17 protein-coding genes are annotated in these 18,991 nt (G+C 60.2%); 3 read left to right on the top strand and 14 right to left on the bottom strand.

Annotated elements, in window-relative coordinates; all coding sequences use genetic code 11:
- Positions 1 to 98: 98 nt before the first annotated feature.
- Complete coding sequence (gene rarD / locus NV64_RS05100; protein WP_056235632.1) at positions 99 to 1,001, bottom strand: EamA family transporter RarD; 903 nt, start codon at positions 999 to 1,001, stop codon at positions 99 to 101.
- Positions 1,002 to 1,146: 145 nt separating this feature from the next.
- Here rarD and NV64_RS05105 point away from each other — a divergent pair, with 145 nt between their 5' ends.
- Complete coding sequence (locus NV64_RS05105; protein WP_101505457.1) at positions 1,147 to 1,626, top strand: Lrp/AsnC family transcriptional regulator; 480 nt, start codon at positions 1,147 to 1,149, stop codon at positions 1,624 to 1,626.
- Positions 1,627 to 1,816: 190 nt separating this feature from the next.
- Here NV64_RS05105 and NV64_RS23100 read toward each other — a convergent pair whose 3' ends face one another.
- A complete protein-coding gene (locus NV64_RS23100) occupies positions 1,817 to 1,972 on the bottom strand; it encodes a Hok/Gef family protein (protein ID WP_146005448.1) in 156 nt (51 codons plus the stop codon).
- 780 nt (positions 1,973 to 2,752) lie between these two features.
- Between NV64_RS23100 and NV64_RS05110 the strand changes: the two genes are divergently transcribed.
- Complete coding sequence (locus NV64_RS05110; protein ID WP_101505458.1) at positions 2,753 to 4,060, top strand: MFS transporter; 1,308 nt, start codon at positions 2,753 to 2,755, stop codon at positions 4,058 to 4,060.
- 78 nt (positions 4,061 to 4,138) lie between these two features.
- Here NV64_RS05110 and NV64_RS23900 read toward each other — a convergent pair whose 3' ends face one another.
- From NV64_RS23900 to idnD, 12 genes are all read right to left on the bottom strand, one after another.
- Positions 4,139 to 7,147, bottom strand: coding sequence for an insulinase family protein (locus tag NV64_RS23900; RefSeq protein ID WP_146005449.1), 3,009 nt, complete (start codon positions 7,145 to 7,147; stop codon positions 4,139 to 4,141).
- 3 nt (positions 7,148 to 7,150) lie between these two features.
- A complete protein-coding gene (gene pqqE / locus NV64_RS05120) occupies positions 7,151 to 8,299 on the bottom strand; it encodes a pyrroloquinoline quinone biosynthesis protein PqqE (protein WP_101505459.1) in 1,149 nt (382 codons plus the stop codon).
- Positions 8,286 to 8,567, bottom strand: a complete 282-nt coding sequence (gene pqqD, locus NV64_RS05125; protein ID WP_056235618.1) for a pyrroloquinoline quinone biosynthesis peptide chaperone PqqD — start codon at positions 8,565 to 8,567, stop codon at positions 8,286 to 8,288. The genes pqqE and pqqD overlap by 14 nt, the downstream gene beginning before the upstream one ends.
- A complete protein-coding gene (gene pqqC / locus NV64_RS05130) occupies positions 8,564 to 9,319 on the bottom strand; it encodes a pyrroloquinoline-quinone synthase PqqC (protein ID WP_101505460.1) in 756 nt (251 codons plus the stop codon). The genes pqqD and pqqC overlap by 4 nt, the downstream gene beginning before the upstream one ends.
- Positions 9,316 to 10,227, bottom strand: a complete 912-nt coding sequence (pqqB, locus tag NV64_RS05135; RefSeq protein ID WP_056235612.1) for a pyrroloquinoline quinone biosynthesis protein PqqB — start codon at positions 10,225 to 10,227, stop codon at positions 9,316 to 9,318. The genes pqqC and pqqB overlap by 4 nt, the downstream gene beginning before the upstream one ends.
- A gap of 80 nt (positions 10,228 to 10,307) precedes the next feature.
- Complete coding sequence (gene pqqA, locus NV64_RS05140) at positions 10,308 to 10,379, bottom strand: pyrroloquinoline quinone precursor peptide PqqA (RefSeq protein ID WP_072166356.1); 72 nt, start codon at positions 10,377 to 10,379, stop codon at positions 10,308 to 10,310.
- Positions 10,380 to 10,560: 181 nt separating this feature from the next.
- Complete coding sequence (locus NV64_RS05145; protein WP_101505461.1) at positions 10,561 to 11,607, bottom strand: dipeptidase; 1,047 nt, start codon at positions 11,605 to 11,607, stop codon at positions 10,561 to 10,563.
- Positions 11,608 to 11,720: 113 nt separating this feature from the next.
- Positions 11,721 to 11,873, bottom strand: coding sequence for a Hok/Gef family protein (locus tag NV64_RS05150; RefSeq protein ID WP_162237190.1), 153 nt, complete (start codon positions 11,871 to 11,873; stop codon positions 11,721 to 11,723).
- A gap of 483 nt (positions 11,874 to 12,356) precedes the next feature.
- Entirely contained in the window at positions 12,357 to 13,361 is a 1,005-nt protein-coding gene (locus tag NV64_RS05155) for a LacI family DNA-binding transcriptional regulator (RefSeq protein ID WP_056235603.1), read from the bottom strand.
- 84 nt (positions 13,362 to 13,445) lie between these two features.
- Positions 13,446 to 14,765: a gluconate:H+ symporter gene (locus NV64_RS05160; RefSeq protein WP_056235601.1), complete on the bottom strand. Its 1,320-nt coding sequence runs from the start codon at positions 14,763 to 14,765 to the stop codon at positions 13,446 to 13,448.
- A 121-nt stretch (positions 14,766 to 14,886) separates the two neighbouring features.
- On the bottom strand, positions 14,887 to 15,651 hold the full coding sequence (gene idnO, locus NV64_RS05165; RefSeq protein WP_056235597.1) for a gluconate 5-dehydrogenase: 765 nt from the start codon (positions 15,649 to 15,651) through the stop codon (positions 14,887 to 14,889).
- 9 nt (positions 15,652 to 15,660) lie between these two features.
- Complete coding sequence (gene idnD, locus NV64_RS05170; RefSeq protein WP_101505462.1) at positions 15,661 to 16,692, bottom strand: L-idonate 5-dehydrogenase; 1,032 nt, start codon at positions 16,690 to 16,692, stop codon at positions 15,661 to 15,663.
- 239 nt (positions 16,693 to 16,931) lie between these two features.
- Between idnD and NV64_RS05175 the strand changes: the two genes are divergently transcribed.
- Complete coding sequence (locus NV64_RS05175) at positions 16,932 to 18,941, top strand: NADPH-dependent 2,4-dienoyl-CoA reductase (RefSeq protein ID WP_056235592.1); 2,010 nt, start codon at positions 16,932 to 16,934, stop codon at positions 18,939 to 18,941.
- The last annotated feature ends 50 nt before the right edge of the window (positions 18,942 to 18,991 follow it).

The following is an 18,991-nucleotide window of genomic DNA, read 5'->3' on the forward strand; positions in this document are numbered from 1 at the left end:
ATCCTTTTGATCACCTCCTTCCAGAACCGCACAGGATACATTCCGCCAGCTTATGACGGCGGGCTGGCGGGCACCTGGTGCCTCGCCCAGCCCGACAGTTATCTTTGGAAGGCGGATTTCCGCTTTAGGGTCACCGCGCCTTCCGCCACCAGCGCCAGTACCGCCAGCCAGATAGCGATATAGGTTGGCCACTGGGCTGCGGGAATGCTCTCCCCAAGCAGCAGCGACACGACCACCAGCAGCACCGGTTCCACGTAGATCAGCAGGCCAAAAAGCGACAGGTTGAGACGCGGTGCCGACAGCGCCTGCAACACCAGCGCCGCGGCGCTGATCGTCCCCAGACCGGCAATCAACCACGGCAGAGCGGCCGTCCACTCGGTGGACGCCGCGCTGTGCAGCACAAACAGCAGGCTGACCGGCAGGCTGAAAGCCATATCGATCCAGGTCGCCCCCAGCGTGTTGGTATCGGTAACGCGCCGCAGCCAGAAATACCCGGGATAGCCAAGACAGACCACCAGCGCTGGCCATGAGAGCGTACGCGCCACCGCCAGCTGGCAGGCAATGCCGATCACCGCCAGCACGCAGGCCAGCAGCTGAAGACGGCTGATGCGGTCTTTAAAGGCCAGACGGCCGATGATCACCATGCTGATCGGCAGCAGAAAATAGCCGAGCGAAACGTCAAGGCCGTAACCGTTGATTGGAGCCCACATAAACAGCCACAGCTGGGCACCGAGCAGCAGCGCCGAGAGCAGGCGTTGCGCCAGATAGCGCAGGGAACGGCACGCAAGGCGGGTAATCAGCCGCACCTCGTGCCAGCGCCCGCTGGCCAGCACAAACAGCGCCATGCACGGCACGGTCAGCAGCATCCGCCAGCCGTAGATGGCGTCGCCGTTTAGCGGGGCGAGCAGGTGCGTCCAGGCATACAGCAGCGCGAACAGCGCCGACCCCATCACGTTCAGCAGCACGCCGCCTGAACTGTTTAACCCACCGGTCTGCGCCATAATGCCGTTACTCCTGTCCGTGTCCTGTTGTTCAGCCTGGCCACGACCAGGCCGCTTACCCGCATGCTACGGGCATGGCAATTTATTGCATTCAGGCCGATAATTGGGCGCAAAATACGTACTCAAAATGAGAAATTTTCCCGCAATGAATAAAAACCCGGCCCCGGATAGCTTCGACCTGGCCCTGCTGGCGCTGCTGCAACAGGACAACAGCCTGCCGCTGCGCGAGCTGGCAGAAAAAGTGCATCTCTCTACGGCATCGGTGCAGCGGCGCATTCAGCGGCTGAAGAAGGCGGGATTTATTCTGGCCAGCACGGCGGTGCTGGATCCGGATAAGGTCGGCCAGGCGATCATGCTGATCGTTGAAGTGCACGTCGATCGCACCCATGCAGACGATCTGGCAGCGCTGAAGCAGCAGTTTGCCATCCCGGAGGTGCAGCAGTGCTATTACGTCACCGGCGATGCGGACTTTATGCTGGTGATCACGGTGGCCACCATGACCGAATTTCAGCAGCTGACGCAGCGGCTGTTCCACGATAACAGCAACGTCAAATGGTTCAGAACCACGGTAGTGCTGGAGCGGATTAAAGCCACGCTGCAGGTGCCTTTAAAGAGACCCGCCTGACTTCCGTTAATAGCGCATAACTGAACGAGCTGGCAGAAGATGACGTAGTAAAACCCGCCAGCTTAGCGATTTTATTAATTAGCCCTGCCCTGACGGACATGGATTTAAACAGAATAAACTGAAAAGGGTGCTCACAGATCGCAGCTTCAGCAACTGACAGGCGGAGCCGAAGCCCCGCCGACAGGTTGTTTTACCGAATGGATTCGTAAGCCATTTCGGCAACAACCCGGATACTGTTCTGACTGAATGACACGCCGCAGCGGGCATTTTTTGCAATCATGGTGATGATAATAATCATCACGCAGATCGCGACCAGACTGATAGTATCCGTTTCATGCGGTTTCATCGTTCTTACTCCTTGCCTTTCGGCCAGCAGAGAACTAACCTGTAGTTGTTGAGGCTAGCAGGTTAGCCCCGGGTTAATGAAAATTAATTCGGGGCTTTCACATTTCTGACCTGCAACATGCTCAGGACAGAAAGATCCAGAGCACCCGCCAGAGAGTCCACGCGTAAACCTTCCAGTGTGAATAAAATAAAACCTCCTGGCTATTTTATCTTTCAATTTTATAATCTGCATCGTAAAAAAATGAAAGAGAAATGATAATTTCAACATAAATACAGGATGTTATTATAAAACAAACCAACTGATCTTCGTTATAACTTCACCTGGTGAAAATGGAGGTTTTTGAAATTTAAAAAACCTGCCGCCTGCATAGTTAAATTACCTACTCAGGACATGAGGATATTTACTCATGAAATAAAGAGTCATTATTTACGTAATCTTTTAAGGTGAACGATTGATGATAAGAAATTTCCTGTTTTCACAAAAGACATTACTGGTTGTTGTTGCTACCGATTTTAGCCCTCCCTCCTGAGGGAGATAAGCTCTGACATCCCGGCAACCCGGCAACCCGGCAACCCGGCAACCCGGCACATGTTTAATATATAAAACAAATACTGCAAACATTTTTAACCATGCAACTACATGTAATTATTGAAATTTACTTAATAACCTTGTTTTTAACCTGCCTTTTCAGCCCAATTCACACTCAACATCTGTCCATTTTTTCGCGTATTATCCCGGCCAACAATAACAACACTGAACACGCCTCACCCGGAGAAGACGATGACCGACGCGCACGCGCAGCCCGCTACTGCAACAGCGGATATGGCAGCTCTCTACCGCAGGATCACCTGGCGACTGATCCCGTTTTTATGCCTGTGCTATCTGGCGGCCTACCTTGACCGCATCAACGTCGGGCTGGCGCGGCTGCAGATGTCCAGCGATCTGCAGCTCAGCGACGCCGCGTTTGGCCTCGGAGCCGGGCTGTTTTTTGTCGGCTATATCCTGTTTGAAGTGCCGAGCAATCTGATCCTGCAGCGGGTCGGTGCCCGTGTGTGGATCGCCCGCATTATGATCAGCTGGGGCCTGCTCTCGGCGGCGACGCTGCTGGTGCAGACGCCGACGCAGTTCTACTGGGTGCGTTTTTTACTTGGCGTGGCGGAAGCCGGTTTCCTGCCGGGTGTGCTGTTCTACCTGACCCGCTGGTATCCGTCGTGGCGGCGCGGGCGGATTATCGCGCTGTTTATGCTTGGCCTGCCGCTGTCGAGCCTGATCGGCGGGCCGCTGTCCGGCTGGATCATGACCCACTTCGATCGGCTGCACGGCCTGCGCGGCTGGCAGTGGATGTTTCTGCTGGAGGGCCTGCCGAGCGTGGTGCTGGGCGTGATGACGCTGTGGCTGCTGCCCGATGGCGTGATGCAGGCAAAGTGGCTGAACGGTGAGGAGAAACGGCAGATTACCCAGGAACTTGCCGCCGACCAGCAGCAGGCGACCGGCAGTAAATCACGCCTGCGCGATGGCCTGCTAAATATCCGCGTGCTGATGCTGGGCGGCATCGACTTTTCCATTCTGCTCAGCGCCTATGCGATTGGTTTCTGGTTACCCACGCTGATTAAAAACGCCGGCGTCAGCGATATCGGCCTGATCGGCTGGCTGACCGCTATTCCCGGCCTGGCAGCGGTGTTGGCCATGCTGCTGATCGGTTACAGCTCTGACCGGCTGCGCGAGCGGCGCTGGCATATTATCGTGCCGTTTATCGTTGCGGCGACGGCGCTGGCGGCCAGTACCTTCTTCAGCGGCAGTGTGGCGGTGACGGTACTGCTGTTCGCCGTTGCTCAGGCGATGGTGATCGGTGCGGTACCGGTGTTTTTCAGCCTGCCCGCCACCTTCCTGCAGGGCACTGCGGCGGCGGCCGGTTTTGCGCTGGCCTGTTCGCTGGCGAATATTGCCGGGCTGGTGAGTAACTCAATTATGGGGCTGGCGCTGGATCTGACCGGCAGCAGCAGCGGCGCGCTGTGGTTCTTCGCCGCCTGCCTGCTGCTCAGCTGCCTGCTGGTGATTGCGCTACCGGCTAAGCTGGTTAACCGCTGACCGTCCGCTGGTGACTGCGCTACCGGTAAAGCGGGTGAACCGCCGATCGCCCGCTGGTGACTGCGCGCTACCCATCGTTCAGGATTCACCTGCGACGAACCGGTCCTGCGTGGCGTTATTCACCCACCACCAGCCAGCCCGTTCGGCGATCAACTGCCGGTGCCAGGCCAGCAGCTGCGGCGGCGTGATCCGACTGAAATGCGCCGCTGACAGGTCATCCTGGCCGTAGCGCTGCTGCAGCCAGTGCTTCAGCGACTGCGCCATGGCACCCGCCGGTTGCTCTGCAAGTTCGCCCAGCAGGCTGGCGCTGCGCGCGGCAAGGCTCTGTGGCGTCAGGGCCGCCAGCTGTGGCGTCATACCCTGCAGGAAAGCCTCAATCCGCCCCGCCAGCTCATCGACCAACACCCGCGGCGACTGCAGAATAAACAGCACGCCGCAACGCCCCGCCGCCTGATAAAAGCGGCAGCTGACCGCATAGCCGATGTTCTGTTCCACCCGCAGTTGCTGGAAGAACGGCTGCGCATAGCAGGCGGCCAGCAGTTGCCAGGCCGCCAGGCACTCGGTGCTCTGCTCCACCAGCGGGCAGAACAGCAGCAGCGCATGCTCCCGGCTGTCGGTGGTGACTGAGCGATGAACTCCGCGATAAAACGGCATTGTTGCCTGTATCCCTGCCGCACCAACTTTATCCGTCGCCGACGTCGACGGCTCTGGCGAGGTCAGATTCTCCTTAGCAGCAGACGCATCAGGAATCTGTGAAGACAGGTTCACCGCAGCAGCAGGCGCATCAGGAACCTGTGAAGACAGGTTCACCGCAGCAGCAGACGCATCAGGAACCTGTGAAGACAGGTTCACCTCAGCAGCAGACGCATCAGGAACCTGTGAAGACAGGTTCACCGCAGCAGCAGACGCGTCAGGAACCTGTAAGGGCGGATTAACCGCTGCAGGGAATGCCGTCAGCAGTCGGGCCAGATCGGCGTGCAGCGCCTCGCTGCCGCCGTAAAGCGCTGCCTGCCACACTCCGCCGGGAAAAACGTCGTCGCTCAGGGAGCCTGCGCTCTCCTGCAGCAGTGCAGGAAACTCCGCCAGCAGTGCCCTGACCGCAATGTCCCCACGATCCCTCCCCCTGCGACGCTGCGCCTCACGTTGCCCGGCGCCCAGCGCCGCCGCAGGCAGATTATTCAGCCGGGCGTTGATTGCCGCCAGCGCCGTCTGCATTAACGCCGCCGGGGCGGACAGCTGCAGCAGCCACAGCCCCTGCTGGTTGCTGAACAGCAGTTCTCCACCCTGATGCGCCAGGCTTCCCGCCAGCGGACGCAGCGCGGTCAGCAGGATATCACCCCATGGCGCGGGTAGCGGGAGGATGGGGGATAACAGCAATACGGCAGCTTCTGTGTCGTTGGGAGGGTGCAGCCCATGATGCGGCAACGCCACCGCGTTATCCGGTAAGACGATTGGCGTTGACCGTTGCGCCTGTGGGAAGAAACGCAGCCGACCGGGGGCGGCGTTATCTGCGGATTCTGCGGATTCTGCCAACTCTGCAGGCTTTTCCGATTCTATCGCCAGTGCCAGCAGGAAACCCTGCTGCGTCTGCCGCGCATCCACCGCACGATCGGTGACGATAAGGCTAATCATCCCCTGCGGTGAAAACTGCCCCAGCAGCGCCAGCCAGCGATCGGTTTCACACTCGCGCAGTGCGAAGGCCAGCGTACTTCCGGTGGAATGCCCGGGTGACGGGAAGGCCAGCGTACTCCCGATGGAGTGCCCGGGCGGCGGGAAGGCCAGCGCCCGGGCACGCAGCTGCTCCAGCGGTGCCTGCCGGCTGAACTGGCGTAAGGCAAGCCCGGCGTAATGCGCCCGCTGCGTTTCACTCAGCAGCGCCAGCTGCCCCAGCCAGTGGTGCAGACGCGCTGCCAGCTTTACGCCATCCTGGCGCTCGCCGCCGATGAATTCAAAGCACACCAGCTGCTGCTGCGGGCTCTGATAAGGCAGCAGCAGCCGCACGCCGTCAGCCAGCCCCTCTTCTCGCAGCGCGGCCATCAGGCCGCCTTCCGCCTCATCCAGCAGCAGCTGGCGCAGCAGGGTCATTTCCTCTGCAAACCGCCCATCAACAAGAAATGCGAAGCGCAGGCATTCGCCGGCAGGCAGCCGTAGCGTAAGACGCCGCTGCCTGCTGAGCCGCAGTCCGGGCAGTGGCGATATCCCGGCAACGCCAGCGGCTGAAAAACGCGGTTCGCTGCACTGCGATTCGTCAGGTGCTGAAAGCAAACGATCGCCGTGCAGCGCATCACCGGGTACTGAATGCAACCAATGACTGTTGAGCACATTACCGGGTGCTGAAAGCAAGCGATCGCCGTGCAGCCCGTCACCAGGTACTGAAAGCAAGCGTTCGCCTTGCAGCGCATCACCGGGTACTGAAAGCGGCCGATCGTCCGGCGGCATATCGTTTGCAGAAAACAGCCGGGCCGCATCCTGCGCCAGCTGCCATAACTCATCCGGCGGCTGCGGTCCCTGTAGCCACAGGGTGCAGTTCTCCGCCCTGTAGTGATCCCGGTGGAACTGCCGCAGCGCCTGCTGCAATACGGCCGCATCTTCACCAAAATGGTCGCGATCGCCAACGCGAAAGCGCTGCCACGGGTGCGTTTCAAAGGCGGCAGTCAGCGCAGCGTCGCATAAGGTTTCGGCGCGGTCGGCCAGAAGGCGGCATTCGGCATCGATGGTCGCCACCTCCTGCGCGATGGCCTGCTGCTCAAGCAGGGGAACGGCCAGCATATCGCTCATACGCCGCAGCGCGTCAGGCAGCAGCGAAGCCGCGCACTCAAAGAAGAAAGCGGTGTCGGCTTCACGGGTGGTGGCGTTGAGCCTGCCGCCCCGGGCGGGCAGCCACGCCATCAGCCTTTCGTCGCACCGGAAGTTGTGACTACCGGCAAACAGCACGTGTTCCAGCAGATGGGCCAACCCGGGCCACTCAGCGGGTTCATGCAGGCTGCCTGCGTCCACCCGCAGCAGCGCAGCAGCGCGGGTCGCCTGCCGGTCATGAATCACCACGATCCGCAATCCGTTATCCAGCTGCCGCTGCTGCGTCACCACCGGTCAGACCTTGAAGATCAGCTGCGAGTTGACCCGCTCAGAGTTAGCCCGGTTGCGGAACTGCAGCTGGTTAATCTGCACGTTGGTGCAGTTGGCCTGCTCGCGCGCCGCCAGAATTTTACCGTGATGCTCTGATTTGCTGCATACCGGGTCGGCGTTATCGGCGTTGCCGGTCAGCATAAAGGCCTGGCAGCGGCAGCCGCCGAAATCCTTCTCTTTTTCTGAACAGGAGCGGCACGGCTCCGGCATCCAGTCAAAGCCGCGATAGCGGTTAAAGCCGAACGAGTTAAACCAGATGTCGTCCAGGCTCTGCTCCAGTACCGACGGGAACTGCACCGGCAGCTGGCGGGCGCTGTGGCACGGCAGCGCGGTGCCTTCCGGCGTGACGCTGAGGAAGATTGCCCCCCAGCCGCCCATGCAGCCTTTCGGCCGTTCTTCGTAGTAGTCCGGCGTCACAAACAGCAGGTTGGCCAGGTTGTCGCTGGCCGCCATCTTCTCGCGGTAGCGGTGCACCACCGCTTCGGCACGCTCCAGCTGATCGCGGGTCGGCAGCAGCCCTTCGCGGTTAAGCTGCGCCCAGCCGTAAAACTGGCAGGTGGCCAGCTCAACGTCATCCGCTTCCAGCTCGATGCACAGCTCAATAATCCGGTCGATCTGATCGATATTGTGGCGGTGCAGCACAAAGTTAAGCACCATCGGGTAGCCGTGCGCCTTTACCGCTTTCGCCATCTCCAGCTTCTGCTGGAAGGCTTTCTTTGATCCTGCCAGCGCGGCGTTCAGCGTTTCGTCACTGGCCTGGAAGCTGATCTGAATATGATCCAGCCCGGCTTCGGCAAAGGCGTCGATCTTCTTCTGCGTCAGGCCGATGCCGGAGGTGATCAGGTTGGTATAGAAGCCGAGATCGCGGGCGGCGCGGATCAGCTCAGGCAGATCCTTACGCACCAGCGGTTCACCGCCGGAGAAGCCGATCTGCACCGCGCCCATCGCCCGCGCCTGTTTAAACACCTCGATCCACTGGGCGGTGGTCAGCTCTTTTTCCTGCTGCGCGAAGTCCAGCGGGTTAGAGCAGTACGGGCACTGCAGCGGGCAGCGATAGGTCAGCTCGGCCAGCAGCCACAGCGGCGGCTTTACGCCGGTATCAGTCTGCTTCACGTAAAATAATCCACTTCTGCTCACGCGCCGCAGCGAAGAAATCGGTCACGTCATCATCGACGCCGCCCGCCTCCGGAAAACGGGTGTTCAGCGCCTGAATAATCTCTGCCAGGCTGCGTTTGCCGTCGACCAGTTCGAGGATCATCGCCGCGCTCTCGTTGAGTTTCGCCATGCCTTCCGGGTAGAGGATCACATGGCAGTTCTGTACCTCTTCCCACTGCAGGCGGTAGCCGCGGCGGAACGTCGGGATAGTTTGCGGGTTGCTCACAGCAGTTTTCCTTTATGCCAGACCGGCTGGTCGGTAACGGTATGATAAGGCGCACGGTTCAGGGAGTAGGCCATGGTCATCGCGTCCAGCATGGTCCACAGGATGTCCAGCTTGAACTGCAGGATCTCCAGCATGCGCTGCTGTTTTTCCACCGTATTGCAGTACTCCAGCGCCAGCTGCAGCCCGTGCTCCACGTCGCGCCGCGCCTGGCTCAGGCGGCCGCGGAAGTAGCCGTAGCCCTCCTCTTCGATCCAGCCGTAGTGCTGCGGCCAGCTGTCGAGGCGCGACTGGTGGATCTCCGGAGCAAACAGCTCGGTCAGCGAGCTGCAGGCCGCTTCCTGCCACACCGCACGGCGGGCAAAGTTGACATAGGCATCCACCGCAAAGCGCACGCCGGGCAGCACCATCCGCTCGGAGAGCAGTACGTCACGCTCCAGCCCCACCGCTTCGCCCAGCCGCAGCCAGGCTTCAATGCCGCCGTCGCTGTCGTCATGGCCGTCGTGATCGAGGATGCGCTGCACCCACTTGCGGCGCGTCAGCGCATCCGGGCAGTTGGCCATGATCGCCGCATCTTTCAGCGGGATCCTGGTCTGGTAGTAGAAGCGGTTCGCTACCCAGCCCTGGATCTGTTCACGGGTCGCCTCGCCGTTATGCATGGCGATATGGTACGGGTGATGAATATGGTAGTACGCGCCGCGGGCGCGCAGCGCCTGCTCGAACTGCTCAGGCGTCATCAGTGCGGGTTGGGTCATAGTTCAATACTCATGCCGTCGTAGCTGACCTCAATGCCCCGGCGGGTCAGCGCTGCGCGCTCGGCCGATGACTCATCAAGGATCGGGTTGGTGTTATTAATATGGATCAGAATTTTGCGTTTCACCGGCAGCTGGCTCAGTACGCCCATCAGCCCCTGCTCTTCGCCCAGCGCCAGATGGCCCATATCACGGCCGGTATTGCGGCCGACGCCGGTGTTCGCCAGCTCGTTATCCTGCCACAGCGTGCCGTCGATAAGCAGGCAGTCGGCGCTGGCCATCAGCGCGAGCAGTGCGGCATCCGGTTCGCCCAGCCCCGGGGCGTATAACAGCTTAGCGCCGCTGTCGCGGTTTTCGATCATCAGCGCAATATTGTGGCCGGGCAGCGGACGCCCGCGATACGGCGAGTACGGCGGCGCGTTGCTGAGGATCGGGATGGCGGTGAACTGCAGCGCCGGGCAAACGGCGACGGAAAACGGCTCGGCCGGCGCGATCGGATGGTGGATAAGCCCGCCGTTCCAGTGCGACAGCATGGTAAAGATCGGGAAGCCGCTGGTCAGGTCGCCGTGTACTTCCGGCGTGCACCAGACGTGGTGCGGGCAGCCTTCGCGCAGATTGAGCAGGCCGGTGCAGTGGTCAATCTGGCTGTCGGTGAGAATAATCGAGCCAATTGCGGTACCGCGCAGCACACCGTGCCGGTTCAGCTCCGGGTTGGCGGCAATCTGCTGGCTGATATCCGGCGAGGCGTTACACAACACCCAGTCGGTGCCGTTGTCGCTGACCGCGATCGAGGACTGGGTGCGCGGGGTGGCGGGAATGCTGCCGTCACGCACGCCCTGGCAGTTACGGCAGTTGCAGTTCCACTGCGGGAAACCACCGCCGGCCGCAGAGCCGAGTACTTTGATTTTCATGGGGAGACCGGTAAGAAAACGGAAAAACCTGCGCGCCCGCCCGGCAGGCCGGAACGATGTGGGCGCGCAGGCTACAGGGATTAACGGTTAGAGATATACAGGGTTACTTCTAAGCCCAGACGCATATCAATAAAGGTTGGTTTAGTCCACATAGTCAGCTCCTTAAGCTTGGCAAAACAACAACAACGAACGTTGCCAACGTTGGCAACACGCGCATGTTACCAGATTTACGATTTTTGGCGGCTAAGATGTTGCGCCTGTGCTAAACCGATATCAACCCTGAATAGTGTAAGGTTTCACTACCAATGTACTATTTGGTTCAAAATACAGGGGTTATTGCCGCCAGATTTTTTTCAGCACCCGCAGCCAGTTGCCGCGTGTCAGCCTGTCGATCAGCGTTTCACCGTAACCCGCCGCGCGCAGCGCCGCCAGCAGACGCGGCAGGCCGGTCACATCGCCCAGCTCTTCCGCCACGGTAATGCCGTCAAAGTCGGAGCCGAACGCCACCCGCTCCTCGCCCAGCTTTTCCAGCAGGTAATCGAGATGCTGCACCATCACGCTGAGCGGCATATCCGCGCCGCGCTGGCCGTCGCGGCGCAGAAAGGCGGTGCCGAAGTTCAGCCCGACCAGCCCGTCGCTCTGCGCTATCGCCGCCAGCTGTGCGTCGGTCAGGTTGCGCGGCTGCGGGCAGAGCGCGTGCACGTTGGAGTGGGTGGCCACCAGCGGCGCATCGCTGAGTTCAGCGGTCTGCCAGAAAGCTTTCTCATTCATATGCGACAGGTCGATCAGCAGCCGGTGCCGGTTGCAGGCGCGGATCAGTCGCTTCCCTGCCTCCGTCAGACCATCGCCGGTATCCGGCGAGCCGGGGAAGCTGCCGTTAACGCCGCTGCCAAAGCAGTTGGGCAGGTTCCAGAACGGCCCGATGCTGCGCAGCCCGGCCGCCACCCAGCCCTCCAGCTGGCTGAGATCGGCATCCAGCGCCTCTGCCCCTTCAATGTGCAGCACCATTGCCAGCACGCCCTGCGCGATACACTGCTCAATTTCACCGACGCTGCGGCAGATTTTCGCCTGCCCGGCGGACTGCGCTTCAATCTGCTGCAGGATGGCGATTTGCTGTTGGGTAATCAGCAGTGGATTATGGCTCCGCGCTTCGCTGGCGGCATCGCGGCCGTGGAACTTCGCCACATAGTCAGAAGGCGGCACAAACACCGCAAACAGGCCGCCGGCAAAACCGCCCTGACGCATGCGGGCCAGATCGAGATGGCCGCTCAGGCGCTGGCTGAGAAACGCCTGCGCGGGGTTTTCCGGGTGTTTAAGCCACAGCTGCAGCAGCAGATCGTTGTGGCCGTCAAACACCGGCGTAAGTTGCGGGGCGTACATGGCGGAATATCCTTCGGGGAAACAGACGTATTAGCATAACGCATTGTATAAAAAAGGGTGCTCACAGATCCTGCCTTCAGCAACCGGCGGGATTGCTCCCGCCGCAGATTGCCTTACCCTGCAGACTCGCAGGCCATTCTGGCGACAATCCGTAAACTGCCCTGGCTGATTTGCAGTTCACACAACGAACCGCGTGGGATCTCAATCAACACCAACAGTGCGATTAAGAGTGCAATCACCCCAAAAACGAGCATCTTTTGTGCCATCATGGCCTCCTTATCCTTGCCTCGCGGCAGGTAAAAGGCTACCTTCATGTTTCTTGGGCATGAGAGTGGCCTCACCAGTAGTTAATGACTATTCCGGTGGGGCTCTTTCTCTTTCGGCCCTGGCAATACTCAGAACCAAAAGATCCTGAGCACCCGTCGCGCAGTGTACTCCCTTCTTCTTTACCCGCCATGCAATCCATTTTTTTGACGCACTTATTCCTAAATCATTGCAAACGAATGAAATATTGATTTATTTTCTGGAACAGAAGTCACAATAAAATCCAGTAAATCACCTGTTTAGGGTGATTACGTGCCGCCAGCCGTTGCCTCGCGGCAGGTAAAAGGCTACCTTCATGTTTCTTGGGCATGAGAGTGGCCTCACCAGTAGTTAATGACTATTCCGGTGGGGCTCTTTCTCTTTCGGCCCTGGTAATACTCAGAACCAAAAGATCCTGAGCACCCGTCGCGCAAAGTACTCCCCGGTTAGCCGCCCGAAATCGTCTCCCCCATGAAGATCTGATAGCTGAGATCCACCGATCCGGCGCTGAACTCGCTGTCGTTAATTCTTTTCAGCAGCAGCTCGGCGGCGGTGTAGCCAATGGCGTAGCGCGGGGTGATCACGCTGGCGAGGGTCGGGTACATTTCGCGGCTGATATCCAGCCCGTGGAAGCCGCTAATCGCAATGCGCCCCGGCACGTCAATGCGGTTGCGCTGACAGTGCAGCAGCGCCCCCAGCGCCAGATCGTCATTGGTGCAGAATATCGCGTCCAGATCCGGGTAACGCGCCAGCGCGCTGGCCAGCATGGTCGCGCCTAATTTCTGCGATGAGATCGCTTTAGGGTTGACCCGCCGCGCCTCGCCGCCGCGCTCGCTCATCGCCTGGCAGTAGCCGCGGTAGCGCGACTCGTCGCGGCGGTCATCCTGCGAGCCAAAGTAGACGATACGCCGCCGCCCGCGATCGAGCAGCGTGCGCGTCATATCGTAGCCGGCGCTGAAGTTGTTAAAACCGACTTCCATATCCAGGCAGCCGCCCTCGGTATCCATCACCTCAACGATGGGGATTTTCGCGGCGCGCAGGTATTTGACCGCGCGTACCGTGTGATCTTTTTCGCTGAGCAGAATGCCGTCAATGCTGTAGGAGAGCAGGTTGATAATCTGCTCCTCTTCCGCCTGCCTGTCGTAGTTGTAGTTGGCGATCAGCGTCTGGTAGCGCCCCTCTTTGGTCGCCGCTTCGATGCCGCTCAGCAGGTCGGCAAAGATCTGGTTTTTAAACGACGGGATCAGCACGCCCAGCGTATAGCTCTTAGAGCTGAGCAGCATCTCAGGTGCGCGGTTGGGGATGTAGTTGATCTCTTCAATGATTTCGGCGATTTTCGCGCCGGTTTCCGGCGAGACGCGCTCCGGCGTGCGCAGATAGCGGCTCACCGTCATTTTGGTTACGCCCGCCAGCGTGGCGATGTCCTGTAACGATATGCGGTGCGATCTCATAGGCGTCCGTTTCAATGCAAAAAAGGCCAGGCAAGCCTGACCTTTGGAAGTCGGTACTGGCCGGGCGCTCCCGGCCGGTTAAGATTAATGAATAATGGCGTTCAGAATCAATACGCCTGCCAGGCCGAGGAACGAGATCAGCGTTTCCATCACCGTCCAGGTTTTCAGGGTTTCCACCACGCTCAGGTTGAAGTAGCCCTTAAACAGCCAGAAGCCCGGATCGTTAACGTGAGAGGCGATCACGCTGCCGGAGCCCACCGCCAGCACCATCAGCGCCGGGTCGGCGTGGGTGATGGCGATAATTGGCGTGACGATACCGGCGGTAGTGATTGCCGCGACGGTGGCCGAGCCAAGCGCGATACGCAGCATCGCCGCCACCGTCCAGCACATCAGCAGCGGAGAGAGCGATGAGCCCTTCATCATGTTAGCGATGTAGTCGCCCACGCCGCTGTCCACCAGCACCTGCTTAAAGGCACCGCCGCCGGCGATGATAAACACGATCATGGCGATGGAGGCGATCGACGAACCGCACATCTCCATCACCTCTTCCATCTTACGGCCGTTACGCAGGCCGAGGGTGAACACCGCGATCACTACCGAGATAAACAGCGCCACCGCCGGGTTCCCGACGAACTCAAAGAACTGACGCAGCACGTTCTCTTTCGGCGTGGTCAGCTCAAATACCGCCGCCACCGCCATCAGGATCACCGGGATGACCGCGGCGAAGATGCTGGTCCAGAAGCCCGGCATTTCGTGGTCTTTAAAGATTTTCGGGTTATACAGCCCTTCCGGCGGTGACTTCTCAAAGTTCTTCAGGAATTTAGAGAAGATCGGGCCGGCGACGATCACCGTCGGGATGGTGATGATCATACCGTACAGCAGCGTGGTGCCGAGGTTGGCACCAAAGATGGTGGCAATCGCGGTCGGGCCCGGGTGCGGCGGCAGGAAGCAGTGGGTGACCGACAGCGCGGCCACCATCGGCACGCCGACGTAAAGCAGCGGCATACCGGAAGCAGCGACCACGGTGAACACCAGCGGCAGCAGTAGCACGAAGCCGATTTCATAGAACATCGCCAGGCCGACGATCAGGCCGGTGACCATCAGCGCCCACTGCACGCGCTTTTTACCGAAGGCGTCAATCAGCGTAGTGGCCACGCGCTGCGCGGCACCGGTGTCGGAAACCAGCTTACCGAGCATGGCACCGAAGCCGAGGATCATCGCCAGGCTGCCGAGCGTGCCGCCAACCCCCTTCTGAATCGAGGCCACCACCTGCAGCGGCGTCATCCCTTCGGCGACGCCGACCACGGCAGAGACAAAAATCAGCGCGATAAAGCCGTTGACCTTGAAGACGATCATCAGCACCAGCAGCAGGATTACCCCAATCGCTATTATTGTAATGGGCATACAGCATTTCCTTTCAACATAGAGGTAGTAAGAAGCAAGTATAAGTGGTTAAGAACTTTCTGGTGTAAACACAACAAACCGGGCCAGGCGAACGGCCCTGGCCCGGGTAAAAAAACAAAAATCAGACCGCGACGCGCATGCCGCCGTCAACGAACAGCAGGTGCCCGTTAACGAAGTCAGAGGCTTTCGAAGCGAGGAACACCGCCGCGCCAATCAGCTCTTCCGGGTTGCCCCAGCGGGCCGCCGGGGTGCGCTTGCACAGCCAGCTGGTGAAGGCTTCGTCATCCGCCAGCGCCTGGGTCATCTCGGTTTTGAAGTAACCTGGCGCGATGCCGTTAACCTGAATATTGTGGCGCGCCAGCTCCACGCACATGCCGCGCGTCAGCATGGTGACCGCGCCTTTTGAGGCCGCGTAAGGCGTAATGGTGTCACGCCCCAGCTCGCTCTGCATTGAGCCGATATTGATGATTTTGCCCTGCTTACGGGTGACCATCTGGCGGGCAACGGCCTGGGAAACCAGGAATACGGCGGTCTGGTTTACGGCAATCACGTCGTTCCAGTCCTGCTCCGGGAATTCAAGGAACGGACGGCGGCGCTGGATACCGGCGTTATTCACCAGCACGTCGATCGGACCGACTTCGTGCTCAATGCGCTCAACGGCGGCGTTCACTTCGGCAGATTTGGTGACGTCAAACGCCACCGCATGCGCCTTAAAACCCTGTTCGCGCAGCGCCGCAGCCGCTTTATCAGCGCCCTGCTGGGTGGTGGCGTTGATGATCACTTCCGCACCGGCTTCCGCCAGCCCTTTCGCCATCAGAAAGCCGATGCCACGGCCGGAGCCGGTGATCAGCACACGTTTGTTAGCGAGTGAAAAAAGCGTGGTCATAGGGTTCCCTTAAAAAGTCAGCTGCACTTTGGCGGCTTTTTGTTTATCACCGGCAAACAGCAGCGCAGCGTCAATGTCGTTAAAATCGTATTCACCGCTGAACAGCGGCAGCGGGTTAACGGTGCCGTTACCCAGCCACTCCACCGCGGTGTTGAACTCGGTGGTAAAGCGGAACGAGCCGACCAGTTTGATCTCTTTGGCGATCAGCATCATGATCGGGAAGCCCGGCACGTCGCCGCCCATCCCCACCTGCACCAGCGTGCCTTTGGCACGGGTTACTTCCAGGCAGCGGGTCAGCGAGGACGGATGGCCGGAGGCCTCAAACGACACGTCGAAGTAGCCTTTATCGGCCAGGTACGGCGTGAAATCACCTTCGGCAGCGTGGATAGTTTTGGTTGCGCCCATCGCGGTGGCCATCGCCAGCGAACGCTCGCTGACGTCCGCGCAGACCACTTCCGCCGCGCCTTTGGCCTTCGCCGCCGCGGCGATCAGGCAGCCGATCGGGCCAACGCCGGAGATAAATACTTTTTTGCCCTGCAGATCGCCGCCCTGGTTCGCCGCATGAATGCATACCGCCAGCGGTTCGGCAAACACCATCACTTTATCATCGGCATCGTTGGCAAACGGGATGCACTGCGCGCTGTCGACCACTTTGTACTGGGTGAAGCCGCCGTCCACGTGCGGGAAGTACATCGCGCTGCCGAAGAAACGCATGGTGGTGCACTGATTCTCTTCCTGCGCTTCGCAGTATTTGCAGTGGCCGCAGGGTTTCGACGGGTTAACCGCCACTTTCTGATTCTCTTTCAGCGCCGGGTTGTCGCTTTTCACCACGTGGCCAATCACCTCATGGCCGAGGATCATCGGCATCTTTACCGCAAAGTTGCCGACTTTGCCGTGCTGGTAGTAGTGCAGATCGGAACCGCAGATGCCGCCACGCGTAATGCGCACCAGCGTGCCCTCGCCCTGATAGTCAACCGGCTGGCTTTTTACCTCAACCTGCTCTTTGCCGTTGATCAGACAGGACTGCGTGGTTGTGCTCATGATGTACCTCAAAAAGACGTTTCAGATTCAGGCGCCTATCAGACCGGGGTTTAACAGTTGAAACTGTGAATCAGATCACTAAAATTCATGTTACTTAACTTATGTTACGCATAACGTGAAGCAGTCCGGGCTTTGCCAGCCGCCGTTTCAGTGGCATTCATCACAAAGGCAATAACGCTACTTTCTTCGCGGGCATTTGCCCGCTACAGTGAACTCATCCGACCACTCAGGATAAGACGATGAGCGACTCCCTGTTCTCCCCGCTGGATCTGGGTTTTACCCGGCTGAAAAACCGTTTTCTGATGGGCTCAATGCACACCGGGCTGGAAGAGCATCCCGCCGGTGCCAAGCGACTGGCGGCCTTCTACGCCGAACGCGCCCGCGCAGGCGTGGCGCTGATCGTCACCGGCGGCATTGCCCCCTCGCCGGAAGGCGCTACCCGCAGCGGCGGCGCGGTGTTAAACGATGAGTCACAGCTGGCACACCACCGCCCGGTCACTGAAGCGGTGCATCAGGCTGGCGGAAAAATCGCCCTGCAGATCCTGCACGCCGGGCGCTACAGCTTCCAGCCTGAGCTGGTGGCCCCTTCTGCCGTTCAGGCACCGATCAACCCGTTTACCCCGCGGGAGCTGAGCCACGACGAGATTGTTGCGCTGATCGCCAGCTACGCGCGCTGCGCCAGGCTGGCACAGCAGGCCGGTTACGACGGCGTGGAAATTATGGCCTCGGAAGGCTATCTGATTAATCAGTTCCTGGTGGTGCACACCAACCAACGCAACGATGCGTGGGGCGGTGACGACGCACGCCGCCGCCGCTTCGCGCTGGAAATCCTCACCGCTATCCGCGCCGCGGTCGGGGAAGAGTTTATTATTATCTTCCGCCTGTCGATGCTCGATCTGGTGGAACAGGGCAGCAGCCTTGAGCAGATCGTGACGCTGGCAAAAGCGGTGGAACAGGCGGGTGCCACGCTGATCAATACCGGTATCGGCTGGCACGAGGCGCGGATCCCCACCATCGCCACCTCGGTGCCGCGCGCGGCGTTTACCTGGGTCACCAAAACCCTGAAACAGCACGTCAGCATCCCGCTGATTACCACCAACCGCATTAACCACCCGGCGGTGGCGCAGGCGGTACTGGATGACGGCTGCGCGGATATGGTGTCGATGGCGCGGCCGTTCCTGGCCGATGCGGAGTTTGTGCTGAAGGCACAGCAGGGGCGCAGCGATGAGATCAACACCTGCATTGGCTGTAACCAGGCCTGCCTCGATCAGATTTTTGTCGGTAAGATCACCTCCTGCCTGGTCAACCCGCGCGCCTGCCATGAAACCGACATGCCGGTTGCGCCGGCGGCACGCCCAAAAACGCTGGCGGTGGTGGGGGCCGGGCCGGCCGGGCTGGCGTTTGCCGTAAACGCCGCCGCGCGCGGCCACCGGGTAACGCTGTTTGACGCCCGGCCGGAGATCGGCGGGCAGTTCAATATTGCCAGGCAGATCCCGGGCAAAGAGGAGTTCAGCGAAACGCTGCGCTACTACCGCCGCCAGCTGGAACTGCATAACGTGGCGCTGCGGCTGAGTACGCAGGCAACGGCGGCCGATCTGGCCGGGTTTGATGAGGTGGTGCTGGCAACCGGCATCGTGCCGCGTACCCCCGATATCCCGGGCATCGGGCACCCTTCCGTTCTGAGCTATCTGCAGGTGATCCGCGATAAGGCCGCGGTCGGCCAGCGCGTGGCAATTATCGGCGCGGGCGGCATCGGCTTTGACGTCGCAGAGTATCTGGTACAGCCCGCTGCGGACGCACCGCAGAGCGTGGAGGCCTTCTGCGCCGAATGGGGTATCGATCGTAGCCTGCAGCAGCCGGGTGGGCTGGCGCGCCCGGTACATCCGCACCCGGCGCGTCAGCTGTGGCTGCTGCAGCGTAAGGCGGGCAAACCGGGCGCGGGGCTGGGTAAAACCACCGGCTGGATCCACCGCGCCAGCCTGCAGAAGCACGGCGTGCAGATGTGGGGCGGCGTGGAATACCAGCGTATTGACGACGACGGGCTGCATATCCTGCGCGACGGCGTTGCGGAGGTGCTGGCGGTGGATAACGTGATTGTCTGCGCCGGGCAGGAGCCAAACCGCGCGCTGGCGGCGGCGCTGCAGGCGCAGGGTTCACTGTTTCATATTATCGGCGGAGCCGACGTGGCGCAGGAGCTGGATGCCCGGCGGGCGATTGGGCAGGGGACCGCGCTGGCGCTGGGCATTTAGCAAGCCGGACAGGCAACGGCTTTACAGACCTGAAAGAAGATAACAGCGGG

Source organism: Erwinia sp. B116, from assembly GCF_002865965.1.
Taxonomy (GTDB): domain Bacteria; phylum Pseudomonadota; class Gammaproteobacteria; order Enterobacterales; family Enterobacteriaceae; genus Erwinia.

Excerpts from the sequence above, each read along its gene's own strand:
- rarD (WP_056235632.1), bottom strand. The coding sequence starts at position 1,001 with ATGGCGCAGACCGGTGGGTTAAACAGTTCAGGCGGCGTGCTGCTGAAC.
- NV64_RS05105 (WP_101505457.1), top strand. The coding sequence starts at position 1,147 with ATGAATAAAAACCCGGCCCCGGATAGCTTCGACCTGGCCCTGCTGGCG.
- NV64_RS23100 (WP_146005448.1), bottom strand. The coding sequence starts at position 1,972 with ATGAAACCGCATGAAACGGATACTATCAGTCTGGTCGCGATCTGCGTG.
- NV64_RS05110 (WP_101505458.1), top strand. The coding sequence starts at position 2,753 with ATGACCGACGCGCACGCGCAGCCCGCTACTGCAACAGCGGATATGGCA.
- pqqC (WP_101505460.1), bottom strand. The coding sequence starts at position 9,319 with ATGACCCAACCCGCACTGATGACGCCTGAGCAGTTCGAGCAGGCGCTG.
- pqqB (WP_056235612.1), bottom strand. The coding sequence starts at position 10,227 with ATGAAAATCAAAGTACTCGGCTCTGCGGCCGGCGGTGGTTTCCCGCAG.
- NV64_RS05145 (WP_101505461.1), bottom strand. The coding sequence starts at position 11,607 with ATGTACGCCCCGCAACTTACGCCGGTGTTTGACGGCCACAACGATCTG.
- NV64_RS05150 (WP_162237190.1), bottom strand. The coding sequence starts at position 11,873 with ATGGCACAAAAGATGCTCGTTTTTGGGGTGATTGCACTCTTAATCGCA.
- NV64_RS05155 (WP_056235603.1), bottom strand. The coding sequence starts at position 13,361 with ATGAGATCGCACCGCATATCGTTACAGGACATCGCCACGCTGGCGGGC.
- NV64_RS05160 (WP_056235601.1), bottom strand. The coding sequence starts at position 14,765 with ATGCCCATTACAATAATAGCGATTGGGGTAATCCTGCTGCTGGTGCTG.
- idnO (WP_056235597.1), bottom strand. The coding sequence starts at position 15,651 with ATGACCACGCTTTTTTCACTCGCTAACAAACGTGTGCTGATCACCGGC.
- idnD (WP_101505462.1), bottom strand. The coding sequence starts at position 16,692 with ATGAGCACAACCACGCAGTCCTGTCTGATCAACGGCAAAGAGCAGGTT.
- NV64_RS05175 (WP_056235592.1), top strand. The coding sequence starts at position 16,932 with ATGAGCGACTCCCTGTTCTCCCCGCTGGATCTGGGTTTTACCCGGCTG.